The organism is Allomuricauda sp. CAU 1633 (genome assembly GCF_017313225.1).
Classification (GTDB): Bacteria; Bacteroidota; Bacteroidia; order Flavobacteriales; family Flavobacteriaceae; genus Flagellimonas.
The window spans coordinates 12,079-32,264 of the sequence record NZ_JAFLNE010000004.1; the positions used below are offsets into that span (position 1 = coordinate 12,079).

Consider the following 20,186-nt stretch of genomic DNA (forward strand, 5'->3'; position numbering starts at 1 on the left):
TTACGCTGCTACGATTGGCCTTGGATGTTGCTTATAGCAATTTGGGTACGTAGATGATGAGTCCAATGATGCTTGCCACAATGGACACTATCATAACGGCGCCTGCGGAAATATCTTTTATAAAACCGATTTTGGGGTCATTTTTCGGTTGAATGTAGTCCGATATTTTTTCTATGGCCGTATTGATACCTTCAACACCCATGACCAAGCCAATGGCAAAGAGCTGAAGAATCCATTCCGTATTGGAAATCTGAAAATAGAACCCAGCTAGGGTCATTACGATTGCAATACCAAATTGGATTTGTATGCTGGCCTCGGTTCTTAGGAGCAAAAACATGCCCTTCAGTGCAAAGCCCACACTGCGAATCCTATTCTTCAAAAAAGATTCCCTAGGCATCCATCAATGCTTCAAGCGCTGCTTTATAGTTGGGTTCATCCACCGTTTCGGCAACTTGTTCCGAATGGATTACCTCGCCATTTTCATTCAAGACCACAACAGAACGTGACAACAAACCCTGTAAAGGTCCATCGGTGAATTCCACATTGTATGCTTTTCCGAAGTTTCCATCCTTAAAATCAGAAAGGGTTTCTACTTTATCGATTCCCTCTGCACCACAAAAGCGGGCCTGGGCAAATGGTAGGTCTTTTGAAATGCACAAAATAGCAGTGTTTTCCAACTCGGCCGCTTCTTGATTAAACTGGCGAACGGATTGTGCACAGGTTCCGGTGTCAATGCTCGGAAAAATATTCAGGACCACTTTTTGACCTTTGTAATCCGATAGTGATGCAGAAGAAAGGTCATTTTTGGTCAATGTAAAATTGGGAGCTTGGGCACCATTCTCCGGAAGGTTGCCAAGGGTATGTATTTCGTTTCCTTTTAAGGTAACTGTAGCCATGTTTTTATATTTTGGTTCATGGCCAAAAATACTTAAAAAAACCTTCTTTATGGATTGATGCGGAAAAGGTTTTTCAAAAAATGAAAGTGATTATTTAAGATACTTTGTTGGTGGCGAGCATCTTTATTTTAATCTTAAAAGCAGCGAAAAGCAAGGTCATAAATGGGCTCAACCAGTTGAAAACTGCATACAAAGCATATTCACCAACACCAACACCCAAAACGCTGCTGTGATAAGCACCGCAGGTGTTCCAGGGCACAAGTACCGAGGTAACGGTTCCGGAGTCTTCCAACGTACGGCTCAGGTTCTCTGGGGCCAATCCACGTTCTTCATAGGCTTTGGAGAACATTTTCCCAGGAACCACAATCGCCAAATATTGATCGGATGCGGTTACATTGAGTGCCAAACAGCTCCCAACGGTACTGGCAAAAAGCCCGAACATGGTCTTGGCCATTTTTAAAAGGGACTCTGTGATTCGTTCCAATGCACCTATACCATCCATAATGCCACCAAAGACCATGGCGCACAAAATCAACCAGATAGTACCCATCATTCCGGACATCCCACCGGAGGAAAATAAATCGTTCAGTGCTGGGTCATCCGTGGCAATGTTGGTGTCCACCGTGATGGCATTCAAAATACCTTTATAGCCCGATTCCAAAGTCAGACCCTCACCTCCACCAATGGTAGCCACTATTTCAGGTTGAAAAATGAGTGCGAACAATCCTCCAAGCAAAGTCCCAATCAACAACGCCAAAAGCGGAGGAGCTTTTTTTACAATCATAAAAATCACTATCACAGGTACTATAAAAAGCCAACCACTCACATTGAAAGTACCACTGATGTTTTCCAAAATGGAACCGGTATCGGCTACTCCTGAAGTATCTATCGTAAACCCAAGAATAATAAAAACAATCAGGGTAACGGCTATAGTTGGAACCGTAGTTATGGTCATATATTTAATGTGGGAAAACAACTCCCCACCAGCCATCGCAGGGGCCAGATTGGTAGTGTCGCTTAAGGGCGACATCTTGTCCCCGAAATAGGCACCAGAAAGTACGGCGCCTGCCGTCATTCCCAATGAAATTCCCAAAGTTTGGCCTATACCGATAAGTGCTATCCCCACCGTAGCCGCTGTGGTCCAGCTACTTCCAGTTGCAATTGAGATAATGGCGCAAATAACCACACAGGCCGCCAAAAATATGGTGGGATTCAGAATTTGAAGCCCATAATAGATCATGGCGGGAATAATACCGCTGACCAACCACGTTCCTGAAAGTGCACCGACCATTAATAGAATGAGCAAAGCTCCTGTAGTGGAACGGACGTTCTCGGCCACTTCGGCAATCATCTTTTCATAGGAGACCTTGTTAAAAAAGCCTACAATGGCCGCTACAGCTCCACCTAATAACAAAATAAACTGATTGGAGCCACTCAGGGCATCATCGCCAAAGACAAAAACATTGTAGGCCAGCATGGCCACCAAGGCAAAAACCGGAATAAGGGCTTCCCAAATGTTGAGTTCTTTATTTTCTACAATATGTTCGTCTTCCCTAAACTTTGGCTTTTCTTTTTGGTTTGGCATGTGTTCTGAGTTAGATAGGAAGTAATATTACAACTTTGAAGTATGTTCTCCAAACCGTCAGTGGCCTCCCATTATGCCAAAGTGGGGTTATCAGCCAAAATCCCCAAGGCTTCCATACAATTACGCATGGCCAAGTAGGTTTTGTGAATATCGTTGTCCAATCCAATGGAAAATCGAATCAATCCTTCTGTTAATCCCAGTTCTTTTTGTTCCTCCAATGGAATTTCAGAAGAAGTGGAGGTTCCAGATGCACTAAAAAGGGTTTTGTAAAACCCAAGACTCACGGCCAAATAGCCCAATTTCTCTTTTTGCATCATTTCCATTAAAGCATTGGCTTTGTCCAATGATCCTACATCCAGTGTCAGGAGTCCTCCGAAGCCATATTCAGGGTTCATTTGGGCTTTCATGGTTTGGTGTCCAGGGTGGCTTTCTAAACCGGGATAGACCACTTTAAGCCCATCTTTTTCGAATTGTTGGGCCAGATAGAAAGCATTTTCACTGTGTTTTTTGATGCGGATGTGGAGTGTTCGCATATTTTTTAGGATGGAAGCCGCCCGTAGACTATCTAACGTACTACCCAGCAGCATTCCCGCCCCATCGTTTACATCTTTTAGGCTGAGGCAAAAATCCGAAGAAGCACAAACGGCCCCGGCCACACAATCACTGCTCCCGTTGATGAACTTGGTAAGACTGTGCACCACAATATCAGCGCCCAGTTTGGCCGCATTGATGCTCAATGGGGAAAACGTATTGTCCACCACCAAGGGAATACCATATTTTTTGGCTAGTTTGGAAAGGGCTTGAATGTCGGCTACTTCCAATAAAGGGTTACTGATAGCCTCACAATAAATCATTTTGGTGTTTGGGGTGATGGATTTTTCAACAATCTCCAAATCGGTGGTATCGATAAAGGAAGTGGAGATGTTGAATTTTTTCACAAAGTTTTTTAGGAAGGCATAAGTGCCCCCATAAATGGTTCTACTACAAACAATATGGTCACCGGAATCGCAAAGTTGAAAGATGACCGAGGTAATGGCTCCCATACCACTGGCAAAAACGTTGGCCGATTCGGTTCCTTCCAATTGCGCCATGGCTTCACCTAAATAGAGATTGGAAGGGGAGGAGTGTCGGCTGTACAAATAGCAACCTTCGGTATTTCCTTCAAAGGTATCGAACATGGTCTTGGCCGAAAGAAAGGTATAGGTGGATGAATCTGATATGGAGGGGTTTACTCCACCAAATTCACCAAAATATTGAAGGTCTTGAATGTGTTCTGATGCTTTGTAGTCCATGATTGTCATTTTTTGTAAAACTAACCATGATTGGAGATAAAGTCAATAATTATCTATATTTGTAGAATATAATTCTATTATTATAGAATATAAATGAATATAATTCTATAAACAACAAATTTAATTTTATAAAATAGAATGTGAGTCATGGATACTTTGGACAAACAACTGATACAACTTTTACAAGCGGATTGTAAGAAGACCACTAAATACTATGCGGACCAATTGCAATTGTCTAAAACAGCGGTATATGAACGCATCCGAAGATTGGAGCGTACAGGAATCATTACCGATTATGTGGCCTTGGTGAACAAAGAAAAGGTGCAGCGTGATTTTACGGTACTCTGCCATATCAGATTGGTACAGCATACCAAAGAAAATGTTTTAAAATTTGAAAGAGAGGTGCTTAAGCTGGAAGAAGTATCGGAATGTTTTCATGTGGGTGGGGACTATGATTACATCCTAAAAATCAATGTAGAGGATATGAAAAGCTATCGGGAATTTATGGTAACCAAACTAACGGCCATCAGTACTATTGGAAACACCCAAAGTTCCTTTGTGATCAGTGAGGTGAAGAACCGACCCTCAGTCCATATTTAGCAAAGTTTAACCTAAAGTGATGTTAAAAAGAGACTGGTAAGCGTCATTGATGTCTAATTTGTGGACATCAACGAACGAACAACCATCAAAAAACGTCATGAAACTGCGCACTCGTATTTTTCTTACCGCATTGGCGACGGCAATTGGAGGGCTTTGCCTGCAATTGTACGTCACCCTTTCCAAAGATGTCCTTTTTAGTGGAATCCAATTTTGCACTTCTTCCACTACAGATTTGGTTTTGGGAACTATGGCCATGTTTGCCTCAGCGGTTTTTTCGGGATTTATCGCCTCCCTAATTGTGGTCCGGGATAATTTTTGGCCGCATTTTTTTATTACACTCTTTATAATTGGAAAATTATCCGTTGTTGCATTATGCGGGCAATGGGGTGGACCGTTATGGTTTGAGGCAGGGCTTCACTTTTCCCTGTTGGCCGGACTTTGGTTAGGGTGGTATGGCGCTGTCAAATTTCCTTTAGCGCCGGTTTAGGCCGATTCAACCTGTTGAACCTGTTTCAAATAGGCAGATGGCGTAGTGCCGGTAGCTTTTTTAAAGGCCGTATTAAATGAGGAAAGCGAATTGAATCCACAATCATAAGCAATATGGGCAATCTTGGTATTTTGGAAATCAGGATGGGTCAACCTTCGTTTTACCTCTTCAATACGGTAGCCGTTCAAGAAATCCGGAAAACTTTTTCCAATTCCATTATTGACCACATACGAAATTAGATACGGGGGTAGTTTCATGGCATTGGACACCGTGGACAGCGTACAATTGGAATCCATATAGAGTTGTTTCTCTGTCATGCAGTTCTCCAATTCCATTGCATGCCCATCGAGTTCCTTTTGGGTCAGCCGAATATTTTGGTGCTTGGTTTTTAGGGGTTGTTTTAGGAGCGTAGGATTCTTGAACAGCAAAAAGGCCATAAAATAAACAAAGGGAAGGTACATTACAGGACCCAGCAAATAAGGGGTCCATCCCAGAAAATAATTGGAGAAATACAGCAGTTGCCAAACTGTGGTGCCTACAACAAGGGCAATGATCCAGAAAAGAGCGGATTGGTCCATCGGAACCCTAGTTTGTTTCAATCTAAAATAGTTAACCAATACATATAACGTAAAACCACTGTAGATCAACTGCTGCAGAAGTAGGGCAGTATACCCTCCACTAAACCAAAATCCATTCAATGTAAGTGAGTCACTTTCAACCAAGATAAAAAAGGCCGGTAGAAAATGCAGCCAATTCCATTGCGACCATTTACGGGGAAACAAAAAATGCAGAGCATACAGGAACAAAACGGGTCCAGCAATGGCATGGGCGGTAAACCCCAAATTAACCATCCAAAGTGGGGAATCATCCAAATAGACCCACAGAATGGATTTGCCCAAACGAAGCGTAATGGCCATAAAAAAGACCGAAAGCAAAAGATTTTTAAAATCCTTCTTCCGTTCAAAAAAGCTGTAAATCGAAAGTAGCAAACTCTGGGCTGCGGCAATTCCTGCAATAAAAACTTCCACCTCCTGATCTAACCGTAAACTTCGCATACGATAAATATACGGGCAAAATTGCATAACTTATTGGTAAGGATATGTTAAGGGAAAGCATGGTGCATCGGAGAAACATTGTTATTTTTGTGCTGATAATAGAACGAATAATTATCTCTAAGCATTTACTATGAATCAATACGATGTGGCCGTTATCGGCTCCGGACCTGGAGGTTATGTAGCGGCAATTCGATGTGCCCAATTGGGAATGAAGACTGCGATTATTGAAAAGTACCCAACCTTAGGAGGCACCTGCCTCAATGTGGGCTGTATTCCTTCAAAGGCGTTGCTGGACTCTTCACACCATTACGAAGATGCGGTAAAGCATTTTGAGGAGCATGGAATTGATATTCCCGGGGAAGTCAAGGTGAATTTGAAGCAAATGATTGCCCGAAAGCAAGATGTGGTTGACCAAAACACCAAGGGCATCGAGTTTTTGATGAATAAAAATAAAATTGATGTATACCACGGATTGGGCAGTTTTAAGGATGCTACACACATCAATATTGATAAGGATGGCAAAACCGAGACCATTGAAGCGAAGCATACGATCATTGCCACAGGTTCCAAACCTTCTACCTTGCCATTCATTGCATTGGATAAGGAGCGTATTATTACATCCACTGAAGCCTTGAAGCTTAAGGAAGTGCCTAAGCACATGATTGTTATCGGAGGTGGTGTCATTGGATTGGAATTGGGGCAGGTGTACAAACGATTGGGAGCTGAGGTCACTGTTGTGGAGTTTATGGACCGAATTATTCCTGGAATGGATGGAGCACTTTCCAAAGAATTGATGAAGGTGTTGAAAAAGCAGAAAATGAAGTTCAACCTCTCCCATAAGGTGAAATCCGTTGAGCGAAAAGGAGATGAGGTTATTGTAAAAGCCGATGATAAGAAAGGTGAAGAAGTAACCTTTACGGGAGATTACTGTTTGGTTTGCGTAGGAAGAAGGCCCTACACGGATGGATTGAATGCCGAAGCTGCCGGAGTTAAATTGGATGACAGGGGTAGAGTGGAAGTGAACGACCATCTACAGACCAGTGTGTCCAATATTTATGCTATTGGAGATGTGGTTAAAGGTGCCATGTTGGCCCATAAGGCCGAGGAAGAAGGAACTATGGTGGCTGAAATCTTGGCCGGACAGAAACCACATATCAACTATAACCTAATCCCCGGTGTGGTCTACACCTGGCCTGAGGTAGCAGCAGTTGGAAAAACAGAGGAAGAACTCAAGGAAGCAGGGGTTGACTATAAAGTGGGTCAGTTCTCCATGCGTGCTTTGGGAAGGGCCAGAGCTAGTATGGATTTAGATGGATTCGTAAAAATCTTGGCTGACAAAAAGACTGATGAGGTTCTTGGCGTCCATATGATCGGGGCACGCTGCGCTGATTTGATTGCCGAAGGTGTTACGGCTATGGAATTTAGGGCTTCCGCAGAAGACATTGCCCGTATGAGCCATGCCCACCCAACCTACACAGAGGCAGTAAAAGAAGCTGCTTTGGCAGCCACCGCTGATAGGGCAATTCATGCATAGGAGTTTCTGAGTTCGAAAGAATTTGAAAATATATAAAAGCATCCAACCCAGTTGGGTGCTTTTTTGTGGAATAATTTAGCCCCTGACTGTTTTGAAAACTCTTCTAAGGGCCAACTTTACTCGTGAGATTACCTCTCCAAGAACAGGCGCAAATGCTTCCTTGAACTCAAGTAGTTGGATTTTGGCGTTGGTGAAAACCAGAGAAATCTGAGATTTGATTTCAGCTTCATGCCGATTGTATTTCAAGGCCAAATACGAACAGGCCACCATGAACAGCAATGCTCCAGGTATTGCAATACTAGGCGTTAGGGAGTGGTTGAAAAAGCGATACAGTCCCAATCCAGTAAAACTTCCATAAAGAATAATAAAGTGAATCACATAGATGGAAAGCGTGCTGGCCCCAAGCTGTAGAACTGTTTTGTTGGTCATGAATCGTCTCAACAGCATAAAAACAGCAAATACCAAAAAGACATTGCCTAACCTAATGAACAGGTAATTATTGGCCAGAATCAACTTGAATAACTCCAAATCTGTCATTCCATACATCCATTTAAAGAATGGGGAAGAAAAAATCAATACAAACCCAGCCAGGGTGGCAACGGAGATGGCTGTAGGATATAAATATTTGAAATCCTTAAAACGGGTGAATAAAACAGAAATAAACGCCCCCAATGTGGTATACCCCAACCAGGGAATTATGGTAAAAACAGAGCCGTTGGCTTTGGTAAGGTAGTTGGCCATGACATCTGGTAAAAATGAAAATGACCACTGTTTGTATATCGGTTCAAACAAGAAAAGCAGCATTGTTATTCCCACTAAAAGCAATGGGAAAAGGTTCTTTTTTCGGTTGATGGTCAACAAATACACACCAATCAAGGCCAAAATGGACAGTCCAATACAGTGCAGCACATCCACCAAATAAAAGGAATTATAGATTTGTCCTTTAAACAATCCGAAGATATTCAATCGTAGCAGATAGCCAATCAACAGCAATTGCAAACCACGACGGATTCCTTTATTGACCCGCGGATTATCAAATCCCTTTTGGGGTACACGAATCAGCAAATAGGTGAAAATAAATCCGGAAACCGTAAAGAAAACAGGCGCGGTGATTCCCCTAAAATAGAGCCAAATATTAAAAACCATATTTCCCTTATCCCTGAAAATAGGGTCCAACAATCCATCAATAAAATGACCTTGAAGCATCATCAAGATGGCCCATGCACGCATGGCATCTATAAAAAACAGTCTGTTGGTTTGTGGTTTCATGGAGTGAACAATACCCTATATACTTGTTTAACAGTGCGTTTGGATGCTTTCGGTGCCAAAATTATACAAAATACTCGCATCTAAGCATCAATTGGGGTATTTTAGCGAAAGAATCAAACATTTTCCTTTATGGCTGCTATTTTGGCATTTGCCGGAAGCAATTCTTCAACTTCCATTAATTACAGACTCGTACAATACACTACTTCTTTGCTCAAAGAGCATGATTTTCAGCTCCTGAACATGACGCGATATCCTTTTCCCATGTACAGCGAGGATGATGAAAAGCAAAAGGGCTACTCCAATTCCTTGGTGGAATTGAAAGAAGATATCCAAAAGGCGGAGGGACTTATTGTTTCAGTCAATGAACACAACGGCAACCCATCCGCCTATTTTAAGAATGTATTGGATTGGCTATCGCGATTGGACCGAAAATTTTTGGAAGGCACAAAGGTCTTTCTCATGTCCGCTTCCGGTGGTAAACGAGGTGCGAAAGGTTCTCTTGAAGTGGTCAACAGCTTGTTGCCCCGATTTGGTGGTGAGGTGGTATCCACCTTTTCCATGCCGGGATTTCATGAGAACTTTGAAAAGGAGGACATTACAAATGATGCCTTAAAAAAGGAACATGCATCAGCCTTGACTACTTTTTTGGAATCACTAAAGTAAATGGCACTTGCGTCAACATTGCTCTTTCACAACCTCAAATCCGTTCGCTTATAAAGGAGCACTTTTGGAGTGGTCTAGATCATTTCGCAAAGTTTTATGGTTAGATAGCAATGCCCACACATCAAAATACGGGTCTTTCGATTTTTTGATGGCAGTTAGTGAACAGACCGTTAAGTCTGTTTCCATCAATTCCATGGACGAACTAAAAAGTTTTGTTGGAAAAAATCAAGATTGGTTGTTCGGGTACTTTTCTTACGACTTGAAAAACTCGCTGGAAGATTTGGTTTCCCAAAATTTTGATGGATTGGGTTTTCCCACGCTTCATTTTTTTCAACCTTCCAAGATTATTAAATGTAACGGGGAAAATCTCCATTTCTTGTATTTGGAGGATTGCGCACATGAAATCAAAGAAGACTTTGCCCAGATCAAGTCCATGATAAACTTGGAGCAGAATAAAGAGGATTACCATCCCATCAAAATAAAAATGCGGATTCATAAGGATGCCTATTTTGAAAAAGCGAACACGTTTCTGGAACACATCCACAGAGGCGATATTTACGAGGCCAATTTTTGTCAGGAATTTTATGCCAACAAAGTAACCATCGATCCCTGGGAAACTTACAAGCGCTTAAATGCCATTTCGGAGCCACCCTTTGCCGCTTTCATGCGATTGGATGATAGGTATTTGATGTGCGCCTCACCTGAACGATATCTAAGAAAACAAGGAACTACCCTTATCTCACAACCCATTAAAGGAACATCCCGCAGGGATGAGAATACAACTGAGGATGAAAATTTGAAGAAGGAACTTGCCCAAGATGAAAAGGAGCGCGCCGAGAACATCATGATTACGGATTTGGTACGTAACGATCTCTCCAAAAGTGCATTGAAGGGCAGCGTTGCAGTTGAAGAACTCTGCAAAGTATATACCTACAAGCAAGTCCACCAACTCATTTCAACCGTGGTTGCTGAAATTCGGGCAGACAAAAATCCCGTGGAACTTATTGAAGAAACCTTCCCCATGGGCAGCATGACGGGTGCCCCAAAAATATCGGCCATGAAAATCATTGAAGAATTGGAAGAGACCAAACGTGGACTATACAGTGGAGCTGTGGGCTATTTTGACCCAGAGGGCAACTTCGATTTTAACGTCGTAATTAGAAGTATCCTCTACAATGCAAGACGCAATTATGTCTCTTTTTCAGTGGGAAGTGCCATCACGGCCAAATCAGACCCAGAACGGGAATACCAAGAATGTTTGCTGAAGGCCAAAGCCATGCGCAATGTTTTGGAAACAGGCGAATGATAATTCGTAATTTTGCAGCATGTTTCCACAGTTTAAAGCACATTTAAAAGCCAATTTGCCTTTCTTGGAGAAAGCAAGGGTATTGGTGGCATGCAGTGGGGGAATGGACAGTGTGGTTTTGGCCCATCTTTCGGTTAGTGCCGGTTTGGACGTAACCTTAGCCCATTGCAATTTTAAATTGCGGGGCTCGGAAAGTGATGGTGATGAGCAGTTTGTGCGGAATTTGGCCAAGGAGTTGGGGGTTGGAGTAGAAGTAAAATCGTTCGAAACAAAGAAGTATGTCCGTCAAAACCGAGGATCCTTACAAATGATCGCGAGGGAGTTACGGTATCAATGGTTTAATGAATTGATGGGGGCCAAGGGTTTTGATTATCTCTTAACGGCCCACCATGTGGATGACAGTCTGGAAACCTTCCTCATTAACTTGTCCCGCGGAACGGGCATTGACGGACTTTCCGGGATACCTATACAAAATGGAAAAGTGGTCCGGCCTTTGTTGGATTTTCCCCAGAAAAACCTAATGGATTATGCAAAACGGGAAAACCTAAGTTGGCGTGAAGACAGCAGTAACTCAGACAAAAAATACCTTCGGAATAAAATTCGGCTGGAGATTGTTCCCAAATTAAAGGAATTGCATCCCACATTTTTGGAAAATTTCAAACAGACCCAGGTTCACCTACAAGACAGCCATGTTTTGATGCAAAACCACCTTCAGGAAATCAAGTCCATTTTGTTTGCGGATGATGGAGATGTCATTAGAGTTGCCATTGAGCCTTTAAAAGAACTGAACCCAATTGAAGCATATCTCTATGGTCTTTTCAAAGAATATGGCTTTACCGAATGGGAGGACGTAAAAGGTTTGCTGAATGCCATGAGTGGTAAAAAAGTATTGTCAAAGACCCACAGCTTGTTGAAGGATAGGGAATATTTACTACTTTCCAAGATAGAAAATCGCACTAATGAAGTCTATTCGGTCCATGATAAACAGACCATGTTGGAGTCTCCCATACAACTGAAAATGGAAAAGGTTGATGCCGTTGAAAAGTCAAGCCCCGACACTATCTTTTTGGATAAGAAAAAGTTAAACTTTCCCTTAGTGTTAAGGAATTGGCAAAAAGGCGACTATTTTTATCCCTACGGGATGAAAGGCGGAAAAAAACTGTCCAAATTTTTTAAAGATGAAAAGATGGACGTATTTTCCAAGGAGAAACAATGGCTGCTTTGCTCCAACGATGAAATTGTTTGGGTAGTGGGCCGTAGAGCGGATGAACGTTTTAAGGTTGATAAATCAACCGAAACTATTATAAAGATTACATTTGTTGCATGAGAATTTTAGTCCCCCTTTTAGGATTCTTGCTGATTCCCTTTTATATCTTTTCCCAAACCGAGGCCAACCCGGCGGTTTGGAGCCATGAAGTCAACAAAATTTCCGACACCGAATACGAACTGGTCTTTAAAGGAAAGATCATGGACGGTTGGCACGTATATTCCCAATATACCGCCGAGGGTGGTTCCCTTCCCAGCGAATTCACCTTTGAAAAAGCTGGAGAGGATTACGAACTTATCGGGAAGACTGAAGAAAGTGAAACCATAAAGGAGTACAGTGATATTTTTGAGGTCGAGGAGACCTTTTTTAAAAAAGAAGCCATCTTCACCCAAAAAATCAAACTTTTAAAGCCTGATGTGCGGCAGGTTTCCGTGAATCTGTTCTATCAAATCTGTAAGGAAGTCTGCATTCCCAAAGATTATCTTTTTCAAATTTCCTTGGATGGCAATGCGTTTGTGGAAACCCAAAAAGAGTTGGATGAAAAAAGTGTGGCCCTGGGGGAATCTTTAAAAGTGGATTTAAAGAACAAGAATTTACTCAATCAGGGTGGTTTAACCGATTCCCAAGGCAATTCAAACCTCTGGATGATATTTGGCCTGGGCTTCTTGGGTGGACTCATTGCACTGTTGACCCCTTGTGTTTTCCCGATGATTCCGTTGACCGTATCTTTTTTTACCAAGCAATCCCAGCAAAAATCCAAAGGAATCGCCAATGCGGTCCTCTACGGATTTTTCATTGTATTGATTTATTTTCTGCTGAGTTTACCGTTCCACTTGTTTAATTCGGTGGACTCGCAGATACTGAATACCATTGCCACCAATATTTGGCTCAACATCTTCTTCTTTGTCATTTTTGTGGTGTTTGCATTTTCCTTTTTCGGTTATTTTGAGTTGACACTACCCAGTTCGTGGGCCAACAAAATGGATTCTGCGTCTTCAAAAGTAGGAGGGGGCTTGGGCATCTTTTTTATGGCGTTGACCTTGGCCATTGTCTCATTTTCCTGTACCGGACCCATTTTGGGCGGACTCTTGGGAAGTACAACCCTTGCAGAAGGCAATGTGGCTACCAATCTCACCATGGGTATGACTGGTTTTGGTCTGGCCTTGGCCTTACCGTTTGCTTTGTTTGCTATGTTCCCAACTTGGTTGAATTCCTTGCCCAAATCCGGCGGATGGATGACCACCGTAAAAGTAGTATTGGGATTCTTGGAGCTCGCCTTGGCGTTCAAATTCCTTTCCAATGCCGATTTGGTTGGAAATTGGGGCATATTCAAAAGAGAAATCTTCTTGGGCATTTGGATAGTACTTTTTGTATTGATGACGCTGTATCTGTTCGGGATTTTCAGATTTCCACACGATGGCCCCAAAAAGAAACTTTCATCGACTCGAAAATTATTTGGAGTGCTGAGCTTGGCTTTTTCAGTCTATCTGATTTTAGGGGTCTTGAATATCACCCATTTGAAATTGTTGAGTGGATTTCCACCTCCGGATTTCTACAGCGTAGTGGAGACCGAAAGTGATTGTCCGTTGGGATTGGACTGTTTTAAGGATTTTGAAGAAGGGGTGGCCTACGCCAAGGAGAACAACAAACCTATTTTGTTGGATTTTACGGGTTGGGCCTGCGTCAATTGCAGGAAGATGGAAGAGAACGTATGGAGCGATTCCAATGTTTATCCAATTATTAAGGAGGAGTACGTGCTTATTTCACTCTACGTGGATGACCGCAAAGAACTCCCGGATACCGAAAAGTTCGATTTTAAGTTTGATTCTGGCAGAATAAAATCCATTGAAACCATTGGTCAAAAATGGGGCACGTTCCAGACGGTGAACTTCAATGCAGCTTCGCAACCCTATTATGTTTTGCTTTCCCCCAATTTAGAAATATTGAACGATGCGGTTCAATATGTGGATGTGGAAACGTACGAAGCGTGGCTTAAATCTGGCTTGGAAAAGCATCAACTTTCCATGAATAAGTAATTCGTTATTTTTTTGCATTTTTCTACACATTTTGGAAAATAGCTTACCTTAGGGTGACTAATTGACTTACCTATCGCCCCGTGAAAAAGCTTAAAAAAGTACTTTTAGTGCTGGCAGGCCTTATACTGCTTATTGTTATAGGTGTTTTCATTTTTTTGAACAGCCTAAAACCCGATTATTCAGGAAAGAAAACGCTTCAGGGACTTCAAGGTGAGGTCAATGTTTATTATGATGCCTATGGCATTCCACACATTTATGCCGAAACGGAACCCGATGCCTTAAAAGCATTGGGCTATGTGCACGCCCAAGACCGATTGTGGCAGATGGAACTCCTACGGAGGGTGGCCAAAGGAAGACTTTCTGAAGTGTTTGGGCAGGATTTGATAAAGACGGACAAATTCTTTCTTTCCTTGGGGATTGATGACCACACGACCCAAACCGTGGCCAATTTGGATAGGCAGAGTGAGATGGTCTTGCTTTCCCAAGCGTATTTGGATGGCATCAACGAATTCATTCAAAAAGGCCCTACCCCGATTGAGTTTTATCTCACCGGATTGGAGAAGGAACCATTCACTTTGGAAGATGTGTACAATGCTGTTGGTTATATGGCCTTCAGTTTTGCCCAAGCTCATAAAACAGACCCTTTGTTGACCAGTATGCGGGATAAGTTGGGTGCAGAATATCTGAACGATCTGGCCATTGGTTCGGATAGCTCAACCGTATGGATAAAAAATTATCAGAAAAAGGATATTGACTCCCTGGCAACCAACATCAGCTCAACGGTATCAGCACTGTTGGATAAACTGCCCATTCCCCAATTTATTGGCAGCAATAGTTGGGTTATAGCCCCTGAAAAAACCAAGAACGGAAAGGTGATTTTGGCAAATGATCCCCATATCGGCTTCGCCCAACCTTCGGTTTGGTATGAGGCCCATGTAAGTACCCCAGCCTATGAAAAATACGGATACCATTTGGCAGGTGTCCCCTTTCCTTTATTGGGACATAATCGAAATTTGGCCTACGGATTGACCATGTTCGAGAATGATGACATTGATTTCTACTATGAGGAAATCAACCCCTCAGACAGTACACAGTACAAGACTGCAAATGGCTGGAAAAAGTTTGAATATGTGACCAAGACCATCAAGGTAAAAGATGGTGAAGATGTGGAATTTACCTATTCCAAAACGCAGCATGGCCCAGTTTTGAACCATATTGCTGACCAAATATCAGGAGAGCAGCCTATAGCCATGTCTTGGATCTATACCAAGGAAAAAAATGAGGTCATGGATGGGCTATACGGCATCAGTCATGCAACCAACATTGATGAATTCAAAAGCGCATTGCCCAAAATCCATGCCCCGGGCCTTAATGTAATGTACGGCGATGCTGAAGGAAATGTGGCTTGGTGGGCCACGGCCAAACTGTACCAAATGCCGGACAGCTTGTCCACCAAGTTTATTTTGGATGGCACTTCAGGGAAAGAAGAGCCATTGCGTTTTCTGGGTTTTTCAGAAAACCCCCAAGCCATAAATCCACCTTGGGATTACGTGTATTCTGCCAACAACCAACCCGATTCCATTGCAGGGATGTTGTATCCCGGATACTATCTGCCTGAAAATAGGGCCAAACGGATAGTTCAGCTGTTGGAAGCCAAGAATGATTGGGACAAGGAGTCCACATCAGAAATGATATTGGATGTCACCTCTTCTGTAAATCCAGGATTAATTACCGAACTTATCAAACTTTTTGATGTTACCCCCTTGTCAAATGAGCAATTGGTACAGATTGATTCCTTGGAAAATTGGGATGGACATTATTCGCTAAAAAGTACCAATCCAACCCTGTACCATCGTTGCGAATATTTTATGACAAAGAACACAATGGAAGATGAATTGGGCACGGAAATGTTCAATCAGTTTTTAGCGACCCACCTTTTTAAACGACAAATTGCTTGGGGTGCCCAAATGGAAAATGGAAAGTGGTGGGACAATATCCATACAACAGACAGAGTGGAAACCCGTCAAGATATTGTTTTGCAATCCTTTGCTGATGCTTGGAATTCCTTGGTGGAAGATTTTGGCCCAGACCCCAACCAATGGACCTGGGACAAAGTGCATACGTTGGAACATGAACACCCTATTGGTGAGGTGGAATCCCTAAGAAAATATTTTAACGTGGGGCCATTTCCTGTGGAGGGTACTCGGGAAGTCATCAATAATATGGCTTTTCCATACGACAGCACCGGCTATTACAAAGTAAATTCAGGGCCGTCTACCCGTAGAATCATCGATTTTTCAGATATAGAGAACAGTATCAGCATATTACCTACCGGGCAATCTGGGAATCCTTTCAGTAAGCACTACAAAGATCAGGCTGAAATGTATATTCAGGGGAAGTTCCGCAAAATGATGATGAACAAGGAAGAAATTCAAAACACTTCGGAATCAGTGCTCACGTTTATCCAGAATCATCAATAATAGTTTTGAGTTAATCAGAATTTTTGATTTTTCTCGTGAATTGAAGGAAAAACCTTTCCTTTTGTTTGAAGATTAACAATAAAACCCTATTTTTCTATTACCTTTTTGAGTTTTTCTTAAATTCTTTAAGGTATTGCCATACTAATATTTGGCACATCATCAACCAAAAAACAATCATGATAACCAGCGTGAAAAAACTCCTTCCGTTAACATTACTTTATTGTCTTTTATCGTATGGACAGGATATGGCCCAAGAGCAATACAATGTTTTTGATGATAGCATTGGTATTGAAAACACGGGACTATATCAAGGCAAAGTATATTTAGAGAAATATAGGACTATTAATGAAAGAGTGCATTTTTATAAGGGAGTGGATTTTTTCCCTGGAAGTGTTCTGTACGATGGCCAATGGTATTACGATCTTGATATAAAATACGACGTCTATGATGATGAGGTTCTCCTACGACTGGTTACAGAAGCGGGTGGAGGGACTATGCAGTTGCTCAAGGAATATTTGGAAAGTTTTGTCTTGGACGGGGAGCATTTTGTGAAAATTTTGGAAGAAGATGCACCGCTATTAAGTGAGCATGGATTTTATGCTATTTCCATGGAAGGCACTTTTTTTACACTTTACACCAAGTACACCAAAAGGAGTTTCGATAAAAAGGACAGAAGATTTCTCTACTACGAATTTTTGGATGGTCCCAGTGAATATGCACTTTACTACAAAGACCTATATCATCCGTTCAATTCCAAGAACGAAGTAATTCAGTTGTTTCCAGAACTAAAAAAGGAAATCAAGGATTTTTATGCTTTGGCCCGAAGGCAGAGCAAAGCCGACCCCGATGGTTTTAAAATCAGTCTGGCAAAACGTATTGAACTGCTTATTTCACGAACCCGTAACACTGAGCAAGAATGAGAAACCGAGTAGCTTTTATCATACTGCTCTTAAGTGTACATTGTGGTTTTGCACAAAATGAGGTGCCAAGGGTCTCCCTTTCGTTCACCAATGCAACCTTGGAAGAGGTGTTTCAAGATATCGAAGCTCAAACCGACCTACAGTTTTTTTACCTTCAGGATTGGGTATCAGAAAAAAGGGTTTCAGGTGTTTTTGATAAGGTATTGGTGACCACGGTTTTGGATGATTTGCTAAAACAGACCGTCATCAACTATTTTATTATGGAAGATGGTAGGGTTTTTCTATTGCAGAACACCCAAGTTTATGCCAGCTTACCTGACAATTTCTTTGGAGAAAGAAATCAGCAATTACCTGAAGAGGAAACTTCCGATGAAGACTTGGGTTCCGTAGGGCCTGTATTTGTTCAAACGGACCAAAATACCGTTCGTACCATGGAAACGGTGCGGATAGGAAGGGCAACCCGAGGCAATGATAGAAGAGTCTTTACCCTTCAAGGGCAGGCCGTGAACCAAGCCAGTAATCAGCCTATCCCAGATTTGGCCATTCTGGTTGAAGGGGAAGATATGGGCACCTCAACCGATTCCAATGGAAACTACAGCTTACGTTTATCCGCAGGAGAGCATATCATTCAAACCCGAGGACTGGGCATTCAGGATTCGCGAACCAGGGTCATCCTATATGGTGATGGTACGCATAATTTTCAACTGAATGAAAGTGTAGAGAGTTTGGATGAGGTGGTTGTTGAGGGAAACCGTAACCGAAATGTGGAGGCCGTCACTACCGGAGTTACCGTTATTGATGTGGAAGGCATAAAAAACATTCCACAGGTATTGGGTGAACGGGATATCTTAAAGGCAGCCGTGGCTTTACCCGGAATTACCACAGCGGGTGAAGGTGCTTCTGGCTTTAATGTCCGGGGTGGAAGAACCGATCAGAACCTTATATTATTGGACAATGGGGTGGTGTACAATCCAGCGCATTTTTTCGGAATCTTTTCAACCATAAACCCTTTTACAACGGGCTCGGCTGAAATCTACAAAGGCGATATGCCTGCCGAATTTGGGGGTAGGCTTTCCTCAGTTTTTGACATTTCCAGTAAAGATGCCAACACGGAAAAATTCTCCGGAGAAGCATCCATTGGACCTGTTACGGCCAATGTGGTTCTGGAAACTCCAATCATCAAAAATAAGTCAGCTTTAATGGTAGGGGGAAGGGGCACCTACTCTGATTGGATTTTGGGCGCTTTGGATGATAAACGGTTGAGCAATAGTTCCGCATCTTTTTACGATGTCATGGCCAAATACAATCATACCATCAACCAAAACAATGAGATTAAGGCCACAGGTTATTATAGCTATGATGACTTTAGCATTACATCAGACTCTATTTATAACTATAGCAATAGGCTGTTTTCTCTGGGGTGGGATCATAAGTTTAGTGATAAAACCACGAGCAATCTCATTCTCTCCAATAGCGAGTACCAATTCGGAATTGAATTCGATGGTCAGGCCAATGACGATTTTGATTTGGGGTATAAAAACAATGAAACCGAGATCAAATACAAAATGAAGTATTTGTACAATGACAAGCATACGCTGGATTTTGGATTTGCCAGCAAGTATTATGTGGTGAACCCAGGCAGAAAGGACCCCATAGGACCTGATTCAGATGTATCTCCTTTGACCATACCCAAGGAGCAAGGGTTGGAGTCTGCACTTTTTATCTCTGATCAGTATGAAGTCAGTGACAAGTTGTTATTAGGTTTGGGCCTTCGTTATTCATTTTATGCTGCCTTGGGTGAAGCCGAACAGCGCATTTACCAAGATAATGCCCCAAGAAATGAAGAGACCTTGGAAGAGACCCAACAATTTGGAAAGAATGAAATCATAGAAACCTATGGCGGCCCTGAACTCAGGCTGTCTGCCCGCTATTTTATCCTACCGGATTTTTCGGTGAAGGCAAGCTTGAACAATGCCTATCAGTACATTCACACCTTATCCAACAATACCACCGTGTCCCCAACCGATATCTGGAAACTATCAGACATCAATATAAAACCGCAAGAAGCCTATCAAGCCACCTTGGGCTTTTACAAGAATTTTGATGGGAGTATCTATGAGCTGAGCTTGGAAGGCTATTACAAAAAGCAAAAGAACCTTTTGGACTATAAGGTTGGCGCCGAGCTTCTGCTTAATGAGACCATTGAAGCTGAGGTACTTCAAGGCGATGGAAAAGCGTATGGGGTGGAATTTCTGATCAGAAAAAACGAAGGGAGATTAAATGGCTGGCTGGGATACACCTATTCCCGTTCGTTTGTGAAATTGGACAGCGAGTTCAATGAAGAACGGATAAATAATGGTGAATTTTTTCCATCCAACTATGATAAGCCCCATGACATCAGTTTAGTGGCCAATTACAAATTTACCCGAAGGTTCAGTGCTTCGGCCAATTTTGTGTATCAAACAGGAAGACCCGTGACTTTCCCAATTGGAAGTTTTTCCTTGGGCAATTCAGAATATGTTTTTTATAGCGACCGGAACAAGTTTAGGATTCCAGATTATTACCGTCTGGATCTTAGTTTTCAAATGGAGGGCAACCATAAGATCAAGAAATTTGCACATAGTTTTTGGAGTTTCTCCATTTACAATGTTTTGGGGCGGAACAATCCCTATTCCGTGTTTTTTGTGACCGAGGATGGCGATATAAAAGCATATCAAAGTTCCATTTTTTCCATTCCGGTGCCTACAATAACCTACAACTTTAAGTTTTAATTGAAATGGACTTGAGCAAAGCATA

The 20,186-nt window shown here is 42.2% G+C and carries 16 protein-coding genes; 10 read left to right on the forward strand and 6 right to left on the reverse strand.

The genetic code is table 11. The features are described 5' to 3' along the window. Positions 1-31: 31 nt before the first annotated feature. The 4 genes from J0X14_RS12185 to J0X14_RS12200 all read right to left on the reverse strand — a co-directional run bounded on the left by J0X14_RS12185 (position 32) and on the right by J0X14_RS12200 (position 3,773). The gene (locus J0X14_RS12185) at positions 32-397 is read right to left on the reverse strand and encodes a diacylglycerol kinase family protein (RefSeq protein ID WP_207098073.1); all 366 of its coding nucleotides are present in this window, start codon (positions 395-397) and stop codon (positions 32-34) included. Then, entirely contained in the window at positions 390-896 is a 507-nt protein-coding gene (gene tpx / locus J0X14_RS12190) for a thiol peroxidase (protein ID WP_207098074.1), read from the reverse strand. Before tpx ends, J0X14_RS12185 begins: the two co-directional genes overlap by 8 nt. 94 nt (positions 897-990) lie before the next feature. After that, a complete protein-coding gene (nhaC, locus tag J0X14_RS12195) occupies positions 991-2,481 on the reverse strand; it encodes a Na+/H+ antiporter NhaC (RefSeq protein WP_207098075.1) in 1,491 nt (496 codons plus the stop codon). Between the two features lie 71 nt (positions 2,482-2,552). After that, complete coding sequence (locus tag J0X14_RS12200; protein WP_207098076.1) at positions 2,553-3,773, reverse strand: aminotransferase class I/II-fold pyridoxal phosphate-dependent enzyme; 1,221 nt, start codon at positions 3,771-3,773, stop codon at positions 2,553-2,555. A 147-nt stretch (positions 3,774-3,920) separates the two neighbouring features. Between J0X14_RS12200 and J0X14_RS12205 the strand changes: the two genes are divergently transcribed. Both J0X14_RS12205 and J0X14_RS12210 read left to right on the forward strand, forming a co-directional pair. Further along, on the forward strand, positions 3,921-4,373 hold the full coding sequence (locus J0X14_RS12205) for an Lrp/AsnC family transcriptional regulator (protein ID WP_207098077.1): 453 nt from the start codon (positions 3,921-3,923) through the stop codon (positions 4,371-4,373). A gap of 97 nt (positions 4,374-4,470) precedes the next feature. Then, entirely contained in the window at positions 4,471-4,860 is a 390-nt protein-coding gene (locus J0X14_RS12210) for a hypothetical protein (RefSeq protein ID WP_207098078.1), read from the forward strand. On the opposite strand, the gene J0X14_RS12215 is transcribed toward J0X14_RS12210, so the two are convergent. Further along, positions 4,857-5,915, reverse strand: coding sequence for a helix-turn-helix domain-containing protein (locus tag J0X14_RS12215; protein WP_207098079.1), 1,059 nt, complete (start codon positions 5,913-5,915; stop codon positions 4,857-4,859). The two genes, J0X14_RS12210 and J0X14_RS12215, sit on opposite strands and share 4 nt — an antisense overlap. A gap of 130 nt (positions 5,916-6,045) precedes the next feature. Here J0X14_RS12215 and lpdA point away from each other — a divergent pair, with 130 nt between their 5' ends. Next, positions 6,046-7,449, forward strand: a complete 1,404-nt coding sequence (lpdA, locus tag J0X14_RS12220; RefSeq protein WP_207098080.1) for a dihydrolipoyl dehydrogenase — start codon at positions 6,046-6,048, stop codon at positions 7,447-7,449. Positions 7,450-7,524: 75 nt separating this feature from the next. Here the strand turns inward: lpdA and J0X14_RS12225 are convergent, their stop codons facing one another. Then, positions 7,525-8,718 (reverse strand): acyltransferase family protein, encoded by a 1,194-nt coding sequence (locus J0X14_RS12225; protein ID WP_207098081.1) that lies wholly within the window; start codon positions 8,716-8,718, stop codon positions 7,525-7,527. Positions 8,719-8,847: 129 nt separating this feature from the next. On the opposite strand from J0X14_RS12225, the gene J0X14_RS12230 reads away from it, so the two are divergent. From J0X14_RS12230 to J0X14_RS12260, 7 genes are all read left to right on the forward strand, one after another. After that, positions 8,848-9,381 (forward strand): NADPH-dependent FMN reductase, encoded by a 534-nt coding sequence (locus J0X14_RS12230; protein WP_207098082.1) that lies wholly within the window; start codon positions 8,848-8,850, stop codon positions 9,379-9,381. A gap of 7 nt (positions 9,382-9,388) precedes the next feature. Then, positions 9,389-10,687 carry an anthranilate synthase component I family protein gene (locus tag J0X14_RS12235; RefSeq protein WP_207098083.1) on the forward strand — a complete coding sequence of 433 codons (1,299 nt, stop codon included), beginning with the start codon at positions 9,389-9,391 and terminating at the stop codon, positions 10,685-10,687. Between the two features lie 19 nt (positions 10,688-10,706). Then, positions 10,707-12,014 carry a tRNA lysidine(34) synthetase TilS gene (gene tilS / locus J0X14_RS12240; protein ID WP_207098084.1) on the forward strand — a complete coding sequence of 436 codons (1,308 nt, stop codon included), beginning with the start codon at positions 10,707-10,709 and terminating at the stop codon, positions 12,012-12,014. Further along, positions 12,011-13,990, forward strand: coding sequence for a protein-disulfide reductase DsbD family protein (locus J0X14_RS12245; protein WP_207098085.1), 1,980 nt, complete (start codon positions 12,011-12,013; stop codon positions 13,988-13,990). Before tilS ends, J0X14_RS12245 begins: the two co-directional genes overlap by 4 nt. 80 nt (positions 13,991-14,070) lie before the next feature. Continuing rightward, the gene (locus J0X14_RS12250; protein ID WP_207098086.1) at positions 14,071-16,470 is read left to right on the forward strand and encodes a penicillin acylase family protein; all 2,400 of its coding nucleotides are present in this window, start codon (positions 14,071-14,073) and stop codon (positions 16,468-16,470) included. A gap of 176 nt (positions 16,471-16,646) precedes the next feature. Next, positions 16,647-17,390, forward strand: a complete 744-nt coding sequence (locus tag J0X14_RS12255; RefSeq protein WP_207098087.1) for a hypothetical protein — start codon at positions 16,647-16,649, stop codon at positions 17,388-17,390. Further along, positions 17,387-20,161 (forward strand): carboxypeptidase-like regulatory domain-containing protein, encoded by a 2,775-nt coding sequence (locus J0X14_RS12260; protein ID WP_207098088.1) that lies wholly within the window; start codon positions 17,387-17,389, stop codon positions 20,159-20,161. Before J0X14_RS12255 ends, J0X14_RS12260 begins: the two co-directional genes overlap by 4 nt. Positions 20,162-20,186 lie beyond the last annotated feature (25 nt).